The organism is Staphylococcus cornubiensis (genome assembly GCF_900183575.1).
Classification (GTDB): Bacteria; Bacillota; Bacilli; order Staphylococcales; family Staphylococcaceae; genus Staphylococcus; species Staphylococcus cornubiensis.
In genome coordinates this window covers 133,621-151,127 of record NZ_FXUZ01000003.1, presented here as the reverse complement: position 1 = coordinate 151,127, position 17,507 = coordinate 133,621, and the positions used below count along the sequence as shown (strand labels likewise).

General features: G+C 39.6%; 15 protein-coding genes. 11 read left to right on the top strand and 4 right to left on the bottom strand.

Features of this window, described 5'->3' with window-relative positions:
- Nucleotides 1-6 precede the first annotated feature (6 nt).
- From sbnC to sbnI, 7 genes are read left to right on the top strand one after another with little or no spacing between them, the layout of a single operon-like run.
- The gene (gene sbnC / locus CCE82_RS05290) at nt 7-1,782 is read left to right on the top strand and encodes a staphyloferrin B biosynthesis protein SbnC (protein WP_086428376.1); all 1,776 of its coding nucleotides are present in this window, start codon (nt 7-9) and stop codon (nt 1,780-1,782) included.
- Nucleotides 1,754-3,016 (top strand): MFS transporter, encoded by a 1,263-nt coding sequence (locus tag CCE82_RS05285; protein WP_086428375.1) that lies wholly within the window; start codon nt 1,754-1,756, stop codon nt 3,014-3,016. Before sbnC ends, CCE82_RS05285 begins: the two co-directional genes overlap by 29 nt.
- Nucleotides 3,003-4,721, top strand: a complete 1,719-nt coding sequence (locus CCE82_RS05280) for an IucA/IucC family protein (protein WP_086428374.1) — start codon at nt 3,003-3,005, stop codon at nt 4,719-4,721. Before CCE82_RS05285 ends, CCE82_RS05280 begins: the two co-directional genes overlap by 14 nt.
- Nucleotides 4,705-6,459 carry a staphyloferrin B biosynthesis protein SbnF gene (gene sbnF, locus CCE82_RS05275; protein ID WP_086428373.1) on the top strand — a complete coding sequence of 585 codons (1,755 nt, stop codon included), beginning with the start codon at nt 4,705-4,707 and terminating at the stop codon, nt 6,457-6,459. The genes CCE82_RS05280 and sbnF overlap by 17 nt, the downstream gene beginning before the upstream one ends.
- Nucleotides 6,456-7,238, top strand: a complete 783-nt coding sequence (locus CCE82_RS05270) for an HpcH/HpaI aldolase family protein (protein WP_086428372.1) — start codon at nt 6,456-6,458, stop codon at nt 7,236-7,238. Before sbnF ends, CCE82_RS05270 begins: the two co-directional genes overlap by 4 nt.
- A complete protein-coding gene (locus CCE82_RS05265) occupies nt 7,225-8,427 on the top strand; it encodes a type III PLP-dependent enzyme (RefSeq protein WP_086428371.1) in 1,203 nt (400 codons plus the stop codon). The genes CCE82_RS05270 and CCE82_RS05265 overlap by 14 nt, the downstream gene beginning before the upstream one ends.
- Nucleotides 8,424-9,188, top strand: coding sequence for a bifunctional transcriptional regulator/O-phospho-L-serine synthase SbnI (gene sbnI, locus CCE82_RS05260; RefSeq protein ID WP_086428370.1), 765 nt, complete (start codon nt 8,424-8,426; stop codon nt 9,186-9,188). Before CCE82_RS05265 ends, sbnI begins: the two co-directional genes overlap by 4 nt.
- Before the next feature lie 575 nt (nt 9,189-9,763).
- On the opposite strand, the gene CCE82_RS05255 is transcribed toward sbnI, so the two are convergent.
- Complete coding sequence (locus CCE82_RS05255) at nt 9,764-10,507, bottom strand: M50 family metallopeptidase (RefSeq protein WP_086428369.1); 744 nt, start codon at nt 10,505-10,507, stop codon at nt 9,764-9,766.
- A gap of 73 nt (nt 10,508-10,580) precedes the next feature.
- A complete protein-coding gene (locus tag CCE82_RS05250; protein ID WP_240507167.1) occupies nt 10,581-11,144 on the bottom strand; it encodes a sugar O-acetyltransferase in 564 nt (187 codons plus the stop codon).
- Between the two features lie 231 nt (nt 11,145-11,375).
- On the opposite strand from CCE82_RS05250, the gene tarA reads away from it, so the two are divergent.
- Complete coding sequence (gene tarA / locus CCE82_RS05245) at nt 11,376-12,197, top strand: N-acetylglucosaminyldiphosphoundecaprenol N-acetyl-beta-D-mannosaminyltransferase TarA (protein WP_086428368.1); 822 nt, start codon at nt 11,376-11,378, stop codon at nt 12,195-12,197.
- 295 nt (nt 12,198-12,492) lie between these two features.
- Here tarA and tagH read toward each other — a convergent pair whose 3' ends face one another.
- Nucleotides 12,493-13,287 carry a teichoic acids export ABC transporter ATP-binding subunit TagH gene (gene tagH / locus CCE82_RS05240; protein WP_086428367.1) on the bottom strand — a complete coding sequence of 265 codons (795 nt, stop codon included), beginning with the start codon at nt 13,285-13,287 and terminating at the stop codon, nt 12,493-12,495.
- 278 nt (nt 13,288-13,565) lie between these two features.
- On the opposite strand from tagH, the gene CCE82_RS05235 reads away from it, so the two are divergent.
- From CCE82_RS05235 to tagD, 3 genes are all read left to right on the top strand, one after another.
- The gene (locus tag CCE82_RS05235) at nt 13,566-14,369 is read left to right on the top strand and encodes an ABC transporter permease (RefSeq protein ID WP_086428366.1); all 804 of its coding nucleotides are present in this window, start codon (nt 13,566-13,568) and stop codon (nt 14,367-14,369) included.
- Between the two features lie 75 nt (nt 14,370-14,444).
- The gene (gene tarB / locus CCE82_RS05230; RefSeq protein ID WP_086428365.1) at nt 14,445-15,536 is read left to right on the top strand and encodes a teichoic acid glycerol-phosphate primase TarB; all 1,092 of its coding nucleotides are present in this window, start codon (nt 14,445-14,447) and stop codon (nt 15,534-15,536) included.
- Between the two features lie 93 nt (nt 15,537-15,629).
- Nucleotides 15,630-16,028, top strand: coding sequence for a glycerol-3-phosphate cytidylyltransferase (tagD, locus tag CCE82_RS05225; protein WP_086428364.1), 399 nt, complete (start codon nt 15,630-15,632; stop codon nt 16,026-16,028).
- A gap of 118 nt (nt 16,029-16,146) precedes the next feature.
- On the opposite strand, the gene pbp4 is transcribed toward tagD, so the two are convergent.
- Nucleotides 16,147-17,424, bottom strand: coding sequence for a penicillin-binding protein PBP4 (pbp4, locus tag CCE82_RS05220; RefSeq protein WP_086428363.1), 1,278 nt, complete (start codon nt 17,422-17,424; stop codon nt 16,147-16,149).
- Between the last annotated feature and the right edge of the window lie 83 nt (nt 17,425-17,507).

Sequence of the window (17,507 nt, the reverse complement as noted above, 5' to 3'; positions counted from 1 at the left end):
GCATATATGGTAAGCGAACACGAACACAATGTAACGCGCGCACAACAATACATATTACAAGACCTTGTGGATGCGTTATTATTGGAAGATTTAGGTGGCATTGCATCGACGAGTCACCGTTTATCGATACAGCAACAGCAATATTTGCGTTATGAGAAAAAGGGGATTGTGTTACTCATTCCTGTCTATTTCAGTAGCTTGAATGTGTATCGCTTTAATGGAGAGGCGGTTTTCCGCATTGAAAGTAAAACGTGTATGCCTCTGACTGTGAGAGAATTGTGGGAATTGTTTGTGACAATGAACGCAGATTTAGCAACAGAGTGGGCACATGAGCGCTTTGCAGAAGGGTTGGAAACAGCAGTTGCACAGTTAACGGCACAATTCAATGGCTTTAAAGCTTCTGAACATCCGTTTATCTTTTCAGAACAGCTCGCCAGTTTGAAAGACAGACCTTTTCATCCGGTAGCAAAAGAAAAAAGAGGATTGACGGCAGAAGATTATACATTGTATCAGGCAGAATATCATCAACCGTTAGCTGTGAAGACAGTAGCAATTAAAAAGTCACACTTGTTACAAGGAGAAGGGGTGACAGACGAACGTTACACATCATTTTGGGGTGACACATTGGTGCGATGCCAGCAAGCCCTCATTGAGAAAGGCTATGACGCAGCGGACTATATTATTTTTCCCGTTCATCCCTGGCAATACGAACACGTTTTACCGACTCAGTTTAGTTCGGAAATTCAACAAGGCATTGTCGTCATGCTTGATGTAACGATGGGGCAATACCTCTCATCTTCGTCAATGCGGACACTGATTCCGTTAGATCAACCGTTCACACATTTGAAAGTGCCGTTTTCAATGCAATCACTTGGCGCATTGAGACTCACACCGACACGTTACATGAAAAATGGCGAAGCAGGAGAAGCCTTATTGCGTCACATTATCGCTCAAGATGCGTCACTTCACGGTCGCGTTGCATTATGCGATGAAACGGTGTGGTGGTCATATATGAATGAAGCACAAGATATTTTTCAAGATCAGTCAGGACACTTGACGATGCAGTTGCGACATTATCCTCAATCAGCAGAGGAGGCAGATTGGGTTGTTTCGATGGCTGCCCTTGCTGCACATGAACCGACGCTGTATCAACAAATATTAGACACAACAGAGCCAACAACTGAACAAATCGCCGCGTTGTTTGAACAAGTAAGTGATGCATTTTTAAAGATGACATTGTCACTGATGAAATACGGTGTGTTGCCTGAATTGCACGGTCAAAATGTACTCATTGCTTTTCGAGAGGGGCAAGTGTCGGAATTTATCTTGCGTGATCACGATACCGTTCGTATTTTCCCTCAATGGTTAACAGCACAAGGGTTTGAACTGCCGAACTATGCTGTGAGAAAAGATACACCGAACACATTATTAAATGAAGATATCGAGACATTTTTTGCTTATTTCCAAACGTTAGCAGTCAGTGTGAATTTATATGCCATTGTAGATGCTTTAGTGGATGTATTTAAAGTATCTGAAGCTGAACTGATGACACAGTTGAGACAAACGATGCAACGTCATATCCGCACAATAGATTGGTTGACTGATACGTCTGAGGAAGTGGAACACATCATTTTCAATCACGAAACATGGCCATTTAAACGCATATTACTTCCATTATTACATCAACGTGGTGACGGGGGTGGCAGTATGCCGTCGAGTATCGGTCGTGTTCCAAATCCAATGAAATGGGCAGATCACCATTCAACAGACTTGGCAACGTAATTTTAGAACGCTATGGCTCGGCCAATTTATTGCCATAGCGGGTCTGACAGTTTTAGTTCCATTACTTCCAATCTATATGGCATCTTTGAAAAATTTGAACGTCATTGAAATTCAGTTGTGGAGTGGGGTCGCTATTGCGGCTCCGGCTGTCACGACAATGTTAGCTTCTCCGTTATGGGGAAAGCTCGGTGATCGATTGAGTCGAAAATGGATGGTGTTGCGTGCACTATTTGGTTTAGGATTATGCCTTTTACTCATGTCTTTTTGTACGACACCGTTTCAATTTGTACTTGTACGGTTGTTACAAGGATTATTCGGAGGTGTAGTGGAAGCTTCAAGTGCCTTTGCAAGTGGTGAAGCGCCTGAATCTGAGCGCGGTGCTGTACTAGGTAAATTACAAAGTGCTGTGAGTGCGGGCTCTCTCGTGGGACCACTCATAGGCGGTGTACTTGCGACGATGCTCGGCTTTCAAGCGCTCTTGTTATTGATTGGCCTTGTCACCTTGTTCATGAGTATTCTCGGCATCTTTTTCTTAATTGAAACGACGCAGACACCTATCAATTCAGAGCAACCTCAAGTTAAAAAAAGTGTTCGACAATCTATGAAATGTTTGTTGTGTACACAACTCACTTGTCGCTTTATTATCGTCGGTGTATTAGCTAACTTTGCGATGTATGGCATGATGACAGCTTTGGCACCGTTAGTCAGCACAGTCAATCAACTCCAAATTGATGATCGTGCGGCAGTCGGTATTTTACAGTCAGCGTTTTGGACGGCTTCAATGATCAGTGCACCTTTTTGGGGTTACTTTAATGATAAAGCTTACGTCAAGAATGTCTACATTGTCGCAAGTGTTTTATGTGGCATCAGTGTCTTATGGCAAGGCATGGCGACGGATCTTTGGATGCTTGGAATTGCACGTGTGTTACAAGGTTTAACTTATAGTGCACTCATTCAAAGTGTCATGTTTGTCGTCGTGAATGCGAGTCATCAACAACTTAAAGGAACATTTGTAGGCTCGACGAATAGCTTTTTAGTTGTCGGTCAAATTGTCGGCAGTTTGAGTGGTGCGATGGTAACGAGTTATACCGAACCCGCGACAACCTTTATACTGATGGGCGTTATTTTTGCATTCAGTAGCACGCTATTATGGGCTTCACATATTAAAAATCAAAAAATCAGCCCTATATTGACGGGTTTCTGGGAGGTTAAAGAGCAACGTGCAAAATTTTAAGATGAATAAACGCGCTGAACATGCTGCGTTAGAACGACTTTTAAATATTTATTTTAGAGAAAAAGGCTGTAAACCGATGAAAGAAGGGACGTCTCAGTGGCGCGTCACATTAAAAGATGACCTGACACTCCATGGAAAGTTGCGCTATATTTCGCCGATGGGACATCACATGTATGATTCAGTCATTTACTTAGAAGGAATAGGGCACGTCTCACAACTGACACCCCTTCAGGCTATCCAATATTTGCTTGAAGCGATTGCGTATGATGAGACTTCACCAACTGAGACAACCATTGTAGAAGCGGTCTATCAAGATATATGTAACAGTATTTCACGAACAACACGTTATCTCGATCAAGCGAGACGTCATGCACCGCCTCATCCGAATCATTATATCGCTTCAGAACAATCACTGTATCTTGGACATCCATTTCATCCGACGCCGAAGAGTGCAACCGGTTTTACTGATGAAGATATCGAACAGTATGCACCAGAATGTCATGTTGCGTTCCAACTCCATTACTTAGCGGTAGACCCTGCGTTATTAGTCGAACGCTATGTGCCGAATTATGAAGCACGCGTTGATGAAACTGTGCGTCAACTGGCACAAGTGGAAGATGGGGAATATACCGCAACGTATCACATACTTCCAGTTCATCCGTATCAAATTGAAGTGTTGAAGCAACAACCGACAATTCAGCAACATATCGCCAATGGTACCATTCAAGACTTAGGGCAACGTGGTCATTTTGTTTACCCGACGTCCTCTGTGCGAACAGTCTTTGTGAAAGCACTGAATATTTATTTGAAATTGCCGATTCAAGTTAAAATTACGAACTTTGTCAGAACGAATGACTTTGAACAAATCGAAAGAACATTGGATGCGGCGGAAATCGTTGCAGCTATCAAGCCAGATTATGAAACAGAGACATTTAAATTGATGTTCGAACAAGGTTATCGGGCGCTACAACCAGACAATCAAGCGTCCATAGATATTTTAGCGAATAGTGCGATGATTGTGCGTGAAGGGATAGAGCAATATGAATCCCTCGAAGAAATACATGTCTTGGCGAGTTTGTTTGAAACGATGCCGGATGATCCAACTTCAAAATTAGGACAAGCTTGGTTGCGCAGTGGATTGTCTAGTGAAGACTGGCTGACACTGTACTTAAATCAAGTCATTTGGCCGATGTTGGAATTATTTGCGCATACAGGGATTAGTCTCGAAGCGCACGTCCAAAATACACTCATTGCCCTAGAAGAAGGCCGCCCAACAGTTTGCTATGTACGTGATTTAGAAGGCATTTGTGTGTCTGAACGCATCGCAACTGAGCAAGGCATGATTCCGCATCAAATTAGCGCAGACAGTCCTGTTGTGTACACGCATCATGAAGCGTGGCACCGTTTTAAATATTATGTCATTGTGAATCATTTGGGCCATCTTGTTTCTACATTAGGTAAAGCAGCAGGTCATGAAGATCAGCTTTGGCAAACAGTGAATCGTACATTTGAAATGTGGCAAGCGCGTGCACAAGGTCATGAAATTTTAATGCAATGTTTAGAAGATTTACGCTTCAATCCGACATTTGCAGCGAAAGCGAATTTGATGAGTAAATTACAAGAACGTGGTGAAGACCCAATTTATATTAAAATTCCTAACCCGATTAGTCAGGAGGAGGACAGCATTTATGAAACATCTGATTGAACAAGTGAGGCGACGTATCATGCAACAGCTGGTGACGTCACTGATATATGAAGACGTGGTGCGTTATGATCGAAAGTCGCTAGATGATGACAGTTGCTATACGTACGATATTGAAGGTGAAGTGGCGACTTATCGTGTACAGATACATCAATCCGAGAGTTTTGAACGATTGACGTTGATCTCTCCAGTTTGGCGTATCGTTGGTGAAGATGAAGTCGAAACCCTCAATTATGTTCAACTTTTAAGAGATGTTCACTTTACTTTTGAAAAAGATGAACAAAAATTAGAAGACTTTATCGTCGAATTGTTGCAAACCGAATTAAAAGACACACAAGCGCGACGCTATCGTGCACAACAGTCGGACATCGCATTAACGACATTTGATGATTACGAATCTTACGCAATGGAAGGACATATGTATCACCCGAGCTACAAGTCACGTCTCGGTTTTACATTGACGGATAATGAACGATATGGTCCGGATTTTCGACCGTCATTTCAATTGCAATGGATTGCGATTGCACCAGATTATGTAGAAACGACTGTATCTCATAGTGTCGACACGGTTGCGTTGCTCAAGCGTCAGCTCGGTTCAGAAACGCTGGCAGCATTTGAAGAAACACTCCGACAACATGGGCATTCACTTGAAACGATGGTATTGATACCGGTACATCCGTGGCAATTTGAACATATCATTCAAGTCGAATTTGCAGAAGCGTGGATGCTTGGAGAGATGTTATGGCTTGGAACATGTGATGAAATGTATGTGCCACAACAGTCGATTCGCACACTTACACCTACCGATCATGACAAATACTATTTGAAAACACCAATCAGCATTACGAATACATCGACCAAACGTGTTCTAGCGCCACATACGATTGAAAACGCAGCACAAATTACGGATTGGTTGAAACATATTCAGTCTGAAGATACGTATCTCCAAGACGATTTAAAGACAGTATTTTTAGGAGAAGTGTTAGGGCATGCTTATCAAAACACGACCTTATCTCCGGCAAAGCAACAGCGTATTTACGGTGCATTAGGTGTGATTTGGCGAGAAAACCTTCATCATTATTTAGCAGCGAACGAGTCGGCTATCCCATTTAACGCCTTATATTCAATGGATGCTGACAGTCGACCACTGATTGATGCATGGATGTCAAAATATGGTGCTGAACAATGGATGGAACAATTTTTAACTGTCGCAGTAACGCCAATGATTCATATGTTGTATTACCATGGTATTGCTTTTGAATCACATGCACAAAATATGATGCTGATTCATGAAGAGGGCTGGCCGACACGTATTGCATTGAAAGATTTTCATGATGGCATTCGCTTTAAACCGAGTTTGTTAAGTGAAATCGCCCAGAATCCACAATTACGTGAGACACCCGAAGCCCATCGAAAAGTGAACCAAAACTCATTTATTGAAACAGAAGATGTGGAACTCGTACGTGATTTTCTACATGATGCCTTTTTCTTTATTAATATTGCAGAAATCATTGACTTTGTTGCACGTCAATATGATATAAAAGCATCCAAGCAGTGGGAAAAGGTACGCGCTGTGATAGAACAGTATCAGCAAACATTCCCAGATCTTCCGAATTATCGTCATTTTGATTTATTTGTCCCTACTATTCAAGTGGAAAAATTAACGACACGACGTTTACGAGAAGATGTAGCGTTACGACTTCATGAAGTACGTAATCCGTTGAGGAGGTCTGAACAATGAGACAACTTTCACTTAAACGCAATTTAGCAGAAGGACACGTGCAGTATGGTTTGATGAATTCGATTCCAGATCCACTCGTCATCGAGATCATCGCTGCAAGTGGTTATGATTTTGTCGTCATTGATACAGAACATGTCGCGATAAACGATGAAACGTTAGCCCATATGATTCGTGCAGCTGAGGCGGCCAATATTATTCCGATTGTACGCGTGACTGCTGCAATTGATCGAGACATTATTAAAGTGTTAGATATGGGGGCAAGAGGCATTGTTGTTCCACATGTCAATGACCGCGAAACAGCAGAACGTATTGTGAAGTTGAGTCGTTATTATCCAGAAGGGTTGCGCAGTTTGAATGGCGGACGGATGGCGCGGTTTGGTGAGGTTCCTTTGAAAGAAGCGATGGCTGAAGCGAATGCGTCTATATGTGTGATCGCAATGATTGAAAATATGAAAGGCGTCCGTGCGATTGATGAAATTGTACAGGTAGAAGGCTTGGATATGGTCATTGAAGGTGCAGCCGATTTATCACAATCACTCGGCATCCCTTGGGAAACACGTCACGACCAAGTGCAACAAGCGATTCAGCATGTGTTTACGACAACGAAAACAGCAGGTAAACAATTTTGTGCTTTACCTCGAGATGACCAACAAGTTCAACAATGGCAACAGCAAGGCGTCCAATGTTTTCTGATGGGTGATGACCGCGGGAAGCTGTATCGTCATTTAAAGCACAATTTAGCACAGTTGAAAGAGGTGACAGAACATGGCGACAATTAGCGCAATAGTCAATCAACTGAAACAACAAGGTCCGCTCTGCCATTTTATTTATGATATGGACGCACTAGAGCAGCATCTTGAGCGTGTAACATCACAGTTGCCTGACAATTGTGAGATGTATTATGCGATGAAAGCGAACAGTGAGTCCGCTATTTTAGCAGCCATTCAACCCCATGTCGCTGGATTCGAAGTCGCTTCAGAAGGCGAAATAGAAAAAGCTTTAGCGCATACAACAGCTGAACATGTCATTTTTGGAGGGCCCGGAAAGACCGATGAATCTTTGCGATATGCGATTCAACAAGGGATTCGACGCATTCATGTCGAAAGTTTGTATGAATTAGAGCGCTTAAATGATTTACTTGAACGTGAGAATGCAACGATGTCCATCTTGCTCAGAGTGAATTTAGCAGGGCCATTTCCAGCCGCGACGTTACATATGGCAGGTCAACCGACACAATTTGGTATTGATGAAACAGAAGTCGATACTGTGATTGAAGCAGCGAAAAATATGCCACGTGTTCAGTTGGAAGGCTTTCATTTCCATTCGATTTCCAATAACTTAGACGCAGCATTACATTTACAAGTGATGGCCTTATATTTTCAAAAGGCCAAAGCATGGGCAGCGCAACATGACTTTACATTGCAACACCTCAATGTCGGTGGTGGCATCGGTGTCAATTATCAGGATTTAAATGAACAATTTGATTGGACGTATTTCACGACAGCACTGGCCGATTTGATTGAACAAGAGCAGTTACAACATATCACCTTAAACTTTGAATGTGGTCGCTACATGGTCGCACATATCGGCTATTACGTGACTGAAGTATTGGACATTAAACGTGTACATGGTGCATGGTTTGCCATTTTAAAAGGGGGCACACAACACTTTAGGCTTCCTGTTTCATGGCAACACAATCACCCGTTTGAAATATTACCTATGTCTGAACTAACCCATGAAATCACGCCAAGGACGATTGAACAACAAGCTGTGACACTTGTAGGCCAACTGTGTACACCTAAAGATGTTTTTGCCAAAGGCGTGGATATTCAGAAGTTGTCTACAGGCGATGCTGTCATTTTCACGTATGCCGGCGCGTATGGTTGGTCGATTTCACATCATGACTTTTTAAGCCATCCGCATCCACAATTCATTTACTGGTCAAGTGAGAAGGAGGGAGAATCATGAAACAAATATACGACACATTGCAACTCATTCCAGTCGACAAGATTGACCTCCACGAAGCATTTGAACCGAGTCGATTAGAAAAAACGAAAGAGAGTATTGAAAAAGAGCAGCATTTACGACACCCTGTACTCGTCGTTAAAACATTATTTGGTCGTTACATGGTCATCGATGGTGTACACCGTTTTATGAGCTTGAAAGCGTTAGGTTGTGAAGTCATCCCTGTACAGGTGATTCAACGTACGCAATATTCCATTGGCAGTTGGCATCATAAAATCCCTAGTGGTGCGTGGTGTGATGGCTTAGCTGATGAGCCCATGTTACCTTGGACGACAGAGGTTCGTGATGAAGCACCTTTTATTACGATGTGCGATCAACAAACGGAACATTATTTATATAGTGCTGATTTAACTGCAGATAAGCTTGATATTTGGAAGAAGGTCGTCAACAGCTATAGCGCAAGTTGCAAAGTGGAACGCGTCCCACATAGTGCATGTTTGTGCCTCGATACCAATGATATATTAATGAAATATCAACCCCTACAAATTGGTGAAATTGAAGCCGTCGTGCAAAGAGGACAAACAGTACCCGCTGGCGTCACACGTTTTAACATTGCGGGGCGTTGTTTAAATTTACAAGTTCCGCTCCATTTATTGAAAAATATTAATCAAGCGAGTCAAGAGAAGTGGCACATGTTTTTACAGAAGAAAATTGAAAGCATGCGTTGCTATACTGAAAAGATTTACTTAATAGAAGCGGAATAACATCATCGTTGCCGTTCATTTGAAGTGGGAAAAGGCTGGAGGACAATTAAGTTTTCCCAGCTTTTTCTTTCTAATGGGTTTATTGTGCATTTATAAAGATAAAACATTTGAAGAATAAGGATGAATTGGACATAAAAATAGACGCTATTGATTTTTTTCATTTCTTAAACTTGTCCTAAGTGACTGCATTTGATGTAAGATTGCCCAGAAGGCTGAGACTCCTGAGGGATAAAGTTGAGAACAAAATGTCGATCTTTAACTTTGATAATGGCTACTGTTTAACGCAGTAGCTGTCTGACTCCTCAATGCTTATGCTTTTGAGAAGTCTAGTCAGCCTTGCGGGGGCAGTACTACGAAATCTTTGTTGCACATGAGATTTCTGTACTGCTCCCAAAATCCAATTCGGCCTCCTACAAGTGTCCATTTTAATCAAGCCGAATTGAGTTGAAGGGCCAGCCCTAGAAAGCGAAGCCATGAGGGCAATCAAAAAACATAAAACTTAGAAATAGGGTAAGTTAAATAAAATACTACATCTAATAGCATCAAAACTTTTTATGTCGCGCTTCTTTTCTTTTTTATAGAAGTGTGTGTTGGATGAAGTAATAGATAGCTAAAAAATTTACGATAATCCATAGACTTGAAAAGAAAACGGTAGGCAGTTTTGTTAACATTTTTAGTGCTGTGCCATCCCACTCAGGTTGGGGGCGTGCGAATGTCAGTTGTACAATCGTTATAGTAGATTGAATGATTTCGCCTAACAGTGTCCCTAGTATTAAATGGTAAACGAGCATATAAATCAATGAGTAATTGGTCAAGTTTTCAGACTGTATACCTAAATAGCCAATGAGTATTAAAAAGGCAATAATCATAAGTGGTACGGCTTTTCGCGATGTTTTCAATGTAAAGTAAATGAAAATAAGGATATACAGCACAATAAATAATGCACCTTGGCCTTTACTTTGAATATACAAGCCTAAAATAAACATAATGGGTGACATGAGATAGCCGCCCAATGTTGTGATGATATGGCCTGAACGGCTTCTACTTGCTGTGACAGCGTAGCCTTGTTGACCAGTCGCATTGCGTTCACGTCTTGTTGCGACAACGACAAAATCTCTCACACGTCCACCTGATAAACGATTGAATAACACGTGTCCAAATTCATGTGTTAACACTGGAATATAATTTAGCGCAATATCTACTAATGAAAAAATAGGACGATTTACATAACGGCGACTCAAAAGATAGAGTCCAGTAACACATATAAGTAAAATAAACGAAATAGGGATAGGTGAAGTAATCCACGAGTATCCGTGCATAGATGTCAATCCTTTCACAAAACTTACTTTCCATTATAACGGGTTTATTATGGCTAAACTATGGACTTAAGTCTTAAAGTGAATCATTCAGTTGACGGATGACTTTTGCAGGATTTCCAGCGACAACAGTAAAGGGAGGGACATCGCGTGTAACAATGCTTCCTGCTGCAACGGTTGCACCTTGATGAACAGTGACACCAGGTAGGATAAGCGCGCCAGCACCGATCCAGACATCATCTTCAATGGTAATCTTTTGTCCTTGTTCGACCCCTGTACGACGTTCTGCCGGATCAAGGGGATGGTTGACGGTAATGAGTTGTACGTTCGGTCCGATTTTGACATGATTACCGATCATAATTGGGGCAATATCGAGCCAAGTATTGTGTGTATTCACATAAACATTTTCACCTAAATGAATATTGTAGCCATAGTCAAAATAAAATGGTGGCTCAATGTAGCAATGATTTTGAACGTGCCCTAACATATGTGTCAAATACGGTTCACGTTGTTTAATATCCGTCATTGCATTGTAAGTGTTGCGTGATGACAAAGCGAGCTGGCGGTCGTTTACAAGTGTTGCATCGCTCGGAAAATAAGGTAGTTCGCGTATCATTTTTTCCTTTTCGGTCATAGACATGCTGACTTTCGCTCCTTTTTTTGATTATTGAATAGGGTTAAGACAAACTTATAGTTCACTTGTTTTGTAAGATTAAGCCCAGTGTATCACAATCTCAGACTTTGGAATGAACTTTAGTGAAAATATATGATTTAGCTTGATTTTGGTGTAAAATGTGTTAAAGTAACATCAATATATTGTAAATATCATGTAAAATGAATTGAAATTAAATGAAAGATAGAAGGTGAGACTATGGCTAAAGCATTGCCTAGTAGTCATCATGAGGGCACTTTTCCTAGTCGTGACACTACAGTAGAAGAAATTGATGCGTTTAAAGAGAAAAAAGCGCAAGTTCAAGTGATGGATGTGATGTTTGATAACGTCACATTGATGGACATGCATCAAAATATTTTGAAATATATGCATACTGAAACGAAACATAATTTGTTTATTGTGACTGCTAATCCAGAAATCGTACATTATGCATCAGAAAATCCACTATATGCACAAATGTTGAAACAAGCAGATTTTATAGTTCCAGATGGTACTGGAATTGTCAAAGCAGCTCGGATATTAGGTCAGCCCCTTCAAGAACGTGTGCCAGGTATTGAAGTGATGGAAACATGTTTAAATATTGCTGATTTAGAGCACAAAAAAGTGTTTTTACTTGGTGCCACATCACCTGTTGTTGAAAAGGCTGCACGACGTATTCAGCGTCAGTACCCACATATCGACATTCAAACACATCATGGATTCATCGATATTACTGACCAAAAAGTAATCGAACAAGTACGTGACTTTAATCCAGACTTCATTTTTGTAGGTATGGGGTATCCAAAGCAAGAACAATGGATTCAACATAACCGTCATCATTTTGACCATGCCTTGATGATGGGTGTTGGCGGTTCCATTGATGTATATAGTGGTGAAGTGAAGAGAGCACCGTATGTGTGGAGAGCATTAAACTTAGAATGGGCATACCGTGCACTTACTGATATTAAGCGTATTCACCGTTTGAAAAGAATTCCTAAATTTGTCATTGGTGTATATAAACAAAAATATTTAAGCAAATAGTATAGATGGATACAGAGCGAGGAAGACCATTTCAATTGTCGTTTGAGATGGGATGAATCGCTCTTTTTCATGATGTGTAACAATAGAGATGAATTTTGGATAATATCACGAGCGATAAGTGTTTGATTCAGATGTAAAATGGAGAGCACCACACGTTCACAATAAATACAAATAAAATTAGGAATAATTTAAATTAAAGTGGGTAAAAGTTCACTGCATCCACCGCGATACAAATATGTTCATCGTGATGGATGCAGTGTGGGATTCTTGAAGTCATGAACGTATAAGAAAAGGGTTATTTCACAACGAAGCGGTTTTCATCCAAAGCTTGACGAAATGCTTTTTGTTCTGCAGTCGACTTTTTCTTAAAATCTTTTAGAAAGGCTTCGTATTTAGGAAGGACGTCTTCCACAGAACCAAAATCTTTCAGTTGTCCTGCTTCAATCCAAGCAATTTTCGTACAAAACTCTTTCACCTGGCGTAAGTTATGGCTGACGAAGAAGATCGTTTTTTCATCTTCTTTAAATTCATAAATCTTTTTCAAACTCTTTTGGGTAAATGTTTGATCACCAACAGATAAGGCTTCGTCAATGACTAAAATTTCTGGATTGATGGTAGCGCTAATGGAAAAGCCGAGTTTTGAGCGCATCCCACTAGAGTATTTTTTAACGGGTTGATAAATAAACTCACCCAGTTCACTAAATTCGACAATTTCAGGTGTGAGTGCTTTAATTTCATTTTTCTTAAAGCCCATGCATAACATTTTAAATTCGATATTTTCCATTCCAGTTAAGTTGCCATTGAGCCCTGCGTTGATTGCGATGACACTTACATCGCCAGTTTTATCAATATGTCCGTGTGTAGGTGTAAGTGAACCACCAATCATATTACTCAATGTCGACTTACCGGAACCATTAATCCCGACTAAACCGATAACATCACCCGCGTAGGCTTGGAATGTGACGTCCTTGAGTGCATAAAATGTTTTGTTTTTATGTTTTGGCCATAGCGCGTCTTTAATACGTTCTTTATTATTACGATAAATACGATATTCTTTAGTCACTTCGTTAATACTGACAGTTGGATTCATCTGTAAACAGTCCTTACATTGATAATATTGAAATGAAATTTGGTTTTTACTTCCATCATCTTATGTCTATACATTATAATATATTACTAAGTGGTTGTTAAATTTGTGAAGCTATTGTAAAGTATTATGGATACAATGTATTTAATTCTACTTAAAACAACTTAGCTTTTCAATTAAAGAATAGGCGATGAGACATACTAGGTCAAATATTAATGTACAATAGCACTTTGGTGATTGGCACTAGATGGATTATCCAGCATGTGAAAGCGTGGTAAATTATGAATTCTGTTATTACCGTAATGAAAGAACATTTTAAAAGTTTTTATCTGATTCAACGGTTAGCACAATTCCAGCTTAAGATTTCAAATCATAATAACTATCTCGGATTTGCTTGGGAGATTATTAATCCGGTGATACAAATTATGGTTTACTGGTTTGTCTTCGGTTTTGGGATTAGAAGTAACCACCCAATTGATGGCATCCCATTTATTTATTGGTTGCTCGTTGGTATTAGTATGTGGTTCTTCATTAATCAAGGTATTCTAGAGGGAACAAAATCGATAACTATGAAATATGGACAGGTGGCGAAAATGAATTTCCCACTTTCTATCATTCCAACATATATTGTCACAAGCAAATTGTATGGGCATATCATGCTTGTACTTGCGATTGTCATTTTATGTACAGTGAGTGGTATTACACCAACGATTTATATTTTGCAACTGTTCATCTACATTCCGTTTGCGTTTTGTTTGACGGCATCAGTGACACTCTTAACATCAACATTAGGGGTGCTTGTTCGTGATACGCAAATGGCAATGCAAGCTTTATTAAGGGTTCTTTTCTATGCTTCACCGATTCTTTGGACACCTCCAGCAGGATCGTTAGCAGAAAAGATTTTAATGTTTAACCCTATTTATTTTGTAGCGGAGAGTTACCGTGCAGCTATACTATTTCATGAATGGTATTTTATTACGCATTGGGAACTTGCACTGTATAATGTGTGCGTTACAGCGATGTTATTTATTATTGGTTCGATGTTACATATGCGCTACAGAGATCACTTCGCAGATTTTATGTAATGAGAACAAGTCCCTCAATACATTGGGTTTGTGTTGAGGGTTTTGTTTTAAATAACATTTTAGGGTGGTGAAGAAATGATACGCTATTATATCAAAGCATTGTATATTTGTATGGTGGCTTGTTTAAGCCGACTGTACAGTTCATTACGTATCAATAGAAAACACATTGTATTTTTAATGACTTTTAAAGAAGATCAGTTACCAATTATATATCAATTAAGTGAGCGCGGTTTTAAAATTACCGTTTTTGCAAAGCCAAAAGATTTTCACTATTTAGAAAATAGAGAACACATTACGTATTATCCCCTTAAATTTTCTTCACTTTTAAAGCAGTTAGCCGCATTAGCTACTGCAAAGGTTGTTTTTATTGATACCTATTATTTAATGATGGCAGGATGGCGCAAAAAGGAAGGTCAGACAGTCATTCAAACGTGGCATGCGGCAGGTGCATTGAAGAAGTTTGGTTTAGAGGATCACTCGGTCGATTTAAATCAAAAAGACCATGTCGCACAGTATCGTGCAGTGTATCAAGCCACTGATAAATATTTAGTAGGTGGTCAACAGATGGCGCATTGTTTTGAACAAGCATTCGAGGCACGCTATGAACAGCTGCTTAATTTTGGAAGTCCGAGGTTGACGACTTATCGACGTTTAGATCGAGAAGCACATCAACAAAAACTTAAAGATCAATTAGGTATCAAAAATAAGGTCGCTGTCTATTTACCGACTTATCGTGAAGAGGGTCAACCGAACCGACTGATTGATAAAGAGACATTTGAGACTGCGGTGCCGGGTTATACATTATTGTGTAAATATCATCCTGCTGTGACTGAATCAGCAGACAATATTAAAATGTGTACACTCGATCTCGTCTTATTAGCGGATTTGATTATTACGGATTATAGTTCGTTAGCGATAGAAGCAAGTATCGTGAATACGCCGACATTATTTTACGTGTATGATGAGGCGGAATATGAGATGGTACGAGGGCTCAACAAATATTATTATGACGTACCTCAAGAATATAAAGTTTACGATGAGCGCACATTGTACGAACGTATCAATGAAGGAGAGTTACAACCCTTGTTCCAAAAGTGGCATCAATATAATACAAGTGAAAGTTTAAATCAAGTGGTCAACTATGTAGAAAAACTCGTGAGAATTTAGCATAAACACTGGATATTTTTAGGAATTGATAAATGTTTATGCTATAATTTTACAAAATGAAGAAAATATTAAAAATGTTAAGGAGGTGTAAAGATGAAACGTGTCATTACATATGGAACGTATGATCTTTTACACTATGGACATATCGAGTTACTGCGACGTGCAAGAGAAATGGGCGACTATCTCGTCGTAGCACTCTCAAGTGATGAATTCAATCGTATTAAAAACAAAAAATCATATTACAATTATGAACAACGTAAAATGATGCTTGAATCGATTCGTTACGTTGACCTTGTGATTCCTGAGAAAGATTGGGGACAAAAAGAAACGGACGTTGAAAAGTATGAAATTGATACTTTTGTTATGGGTCATGACTGGGAAGGCGAATTCGATTTCTTAAAAGATAAATGTGAAGTGATTTACTTGAAGCGTACGGAAGGTATTTCTACGACACAAATCAAACAAGAATTATACGGTAAAGATGTAAAATAATATGAATATAAATGACAGGGACTGAGTGATATTTCAGTCCCTGTTTTTTTAATGTATGTTGACCTATAACGGTAAAATTTTGCGTGTGATGGTGGATATCGTATGTCTATCGCGATTTTTATTTTCTAAATAGCAATTTCAACAATCGACGTAAAATGAACGCAAGGATGAGTACAATGACGAGAAATGCAAGTGTAGTTAATACCGGAAATGCATGCCAACTTGAGACGACGACAGATTTAGATTCATAGATGAACGGATTTTCAACTTTTACTGTAGGCGGTCCATCATTTTTCGTAATGAATTTCCGTGGATAATCGAGATGCACTTGACTATCTTTAACGACAAGGTGATACGGTTCAGTCATCTCTTTCGGTACGACATCGTATAAATCTTCTGTGACATAATATGATTTTCCATCTATTTTATGTTTGCCTTTAGACAATATTTTTTTATAGTCATATTGCGAAAACGTATAGTTAATCGCGCTCGCACTCATCATGTTGCGCTGTTTCTCTCCACCGAGATGTTTGTAATCTCCAGCCCCCATAATAATATGAAAAATACGGAATTTTCCACGTTTTGTCGTTAATGAGTTGTTGTAGTCTGCAATGTCACTCGAACCTGTTTTTAACCCATCTGTGCCCGGCAAGCTCATATTGCCTCCTTCTAAGAGATCGTTAAAAGTGTAATAAGTGACGCCATGTTGTGTTGGCGCAATCTGCTTAGTGAAATATAATATTTTAGGTGTATCTTTAACGACATGTTGGGCAAGAATCGCGTAGTCACGTGCTGAAGATGTTGAAGATGATTCATGTTGGTATTTCTTTGGCGCGAATTCCAATAATAAACGGTTTTCTGCACCAGTAGGATTCACATAGTGGGTGTGCGTCATACCTAGAGATTTGGCAGTGTCATTCATTTTATCGACAAAATCTGAAGTGTTATCTGAAACTTGATTGGCTAAAATCAGTGCAGCTGCATTACTTGAAGCGGAGACTGTGATTTGAAGCAATTCTGCAATGGTGTATGTTTCACCAGGATAAAGTTTCGTATTACTCAACTCTGGTAAGGTGGACATCCGGTAATGTTGATCAGTCATTTGGACAGTGTCATTTAAAGATAATTTCTTTTCTTTGACAGCTTGTAACGTTAAGTACATTGTCATCAGTTTTGTCATAGAAGCAGGATACCATTGTTGTTCACTTTGATAGTCGTACAAAATTTGTCCTGTTTGACTAATATTAATCATGCCTTCAGGTTGGTAAGCCCATGTGACAGGATAACCACTTTGTTGTGCAAGCTCAACCGGTGTGGGTGTATATGCACGTGCAAAAGGTGTTATAATAGTGGAAGCGAAGAATACAACCACAATGGATAATATTATTTTTTTCATATGTATTCCCTCAATCTAAAAAACTATAAATGATAAACAACATGATTCATTCTACCACAAAGTTTATCGTTTATAAATTTTAA

Excerpts from the sequence above, each read along its gene's own strand:
- sbnI (WP_086428370.1), top strand. The coding sequence starts at position 8,424 with ATGAAACAAATATACGACACATTGCAACTCATTCCAGTCGACAAGATT.
- CCE82_RS05265 (WP_086428371.1), top strand. The coding sequence starts at position 7,225 with ATGGCGACAATTAGCGCAATAGTCAATCAACTGAAACAACAAGGTCCG.
- CCE82_RS05255 (WP_086428369.1), bottom strand. The coding sequence starts at position 10,507 with ATGCACGGATACTCGTGGATTACTTCACCTATCCCTATTTCGTTTATT.
- pbp4 (WP_086428363.1), bottom strand. The coding sequence starts at position 17,424 with ATGAAAAAAATAATATTATCCATTGTGGTTGTATTCTTCGCTTCCACT.
- tagH (WP_086428367.1), bottom strand. The coding sequence starts at position 13,287 with ATGAATCCAACTGTCAGTATTAACGAAGTGACTAAAGAATATCGTATT.
- tarA (WP_086428368.1), top strand. The coding sequence starts at position 11,376 with ATGGCTAAAGCATTGCCTAGTAGTCATCATGAGGGCACTTTTCCTAGT.
- CCE82_RS05250 (WP_240507167.1), bottom strand. The coding sequence starts at position 11,144 with ATGTCTATGACCGAAAAGGAAAAAATGATACGCGAACTACCTTATTTT.
- CCE82_RS05270 (WP_086428372.1), top strand. The coding sequence starts at position 6,456 with ATGAGACAACTTTCACTTAAACGCAATTTAGCAGAAGGACACGTGCAG.
- tarB (WP_086428365.1), top strand. The coding sequence starts at position 14,445 with ATGATACGCTATTATATCAAAGCATTGTATATTTGTATGGTGGCTTGT.
- sbnF (WP_086428373.1), top strand. The coding sequence starts at position 4,705 with ATGAAACATCTGATTGAACAAGTGAGGCGACGTATCATGCAACAGCTG.
- tagD (WP_086428364.1), top strand. The coding sequence starts at position 15,630 with ATGAAACGTGTCATTACATATGGAACGTATGATCTTTTACACTATGGA.
- sbnC (WP_086428376.1), top strand. The coding sequence starts at position 7 with ATGGTAAGCGAACACGAACACAATGTAACGCGCGCACAACAATACATA.
- CCE82_RS05235 (WP_086428366.1), top strand. The coding sequence starts at position 13,566 with ATGAATTCTGTTATTACCGTAATGAAAGAACATTTTAAAAGTTTTTAT.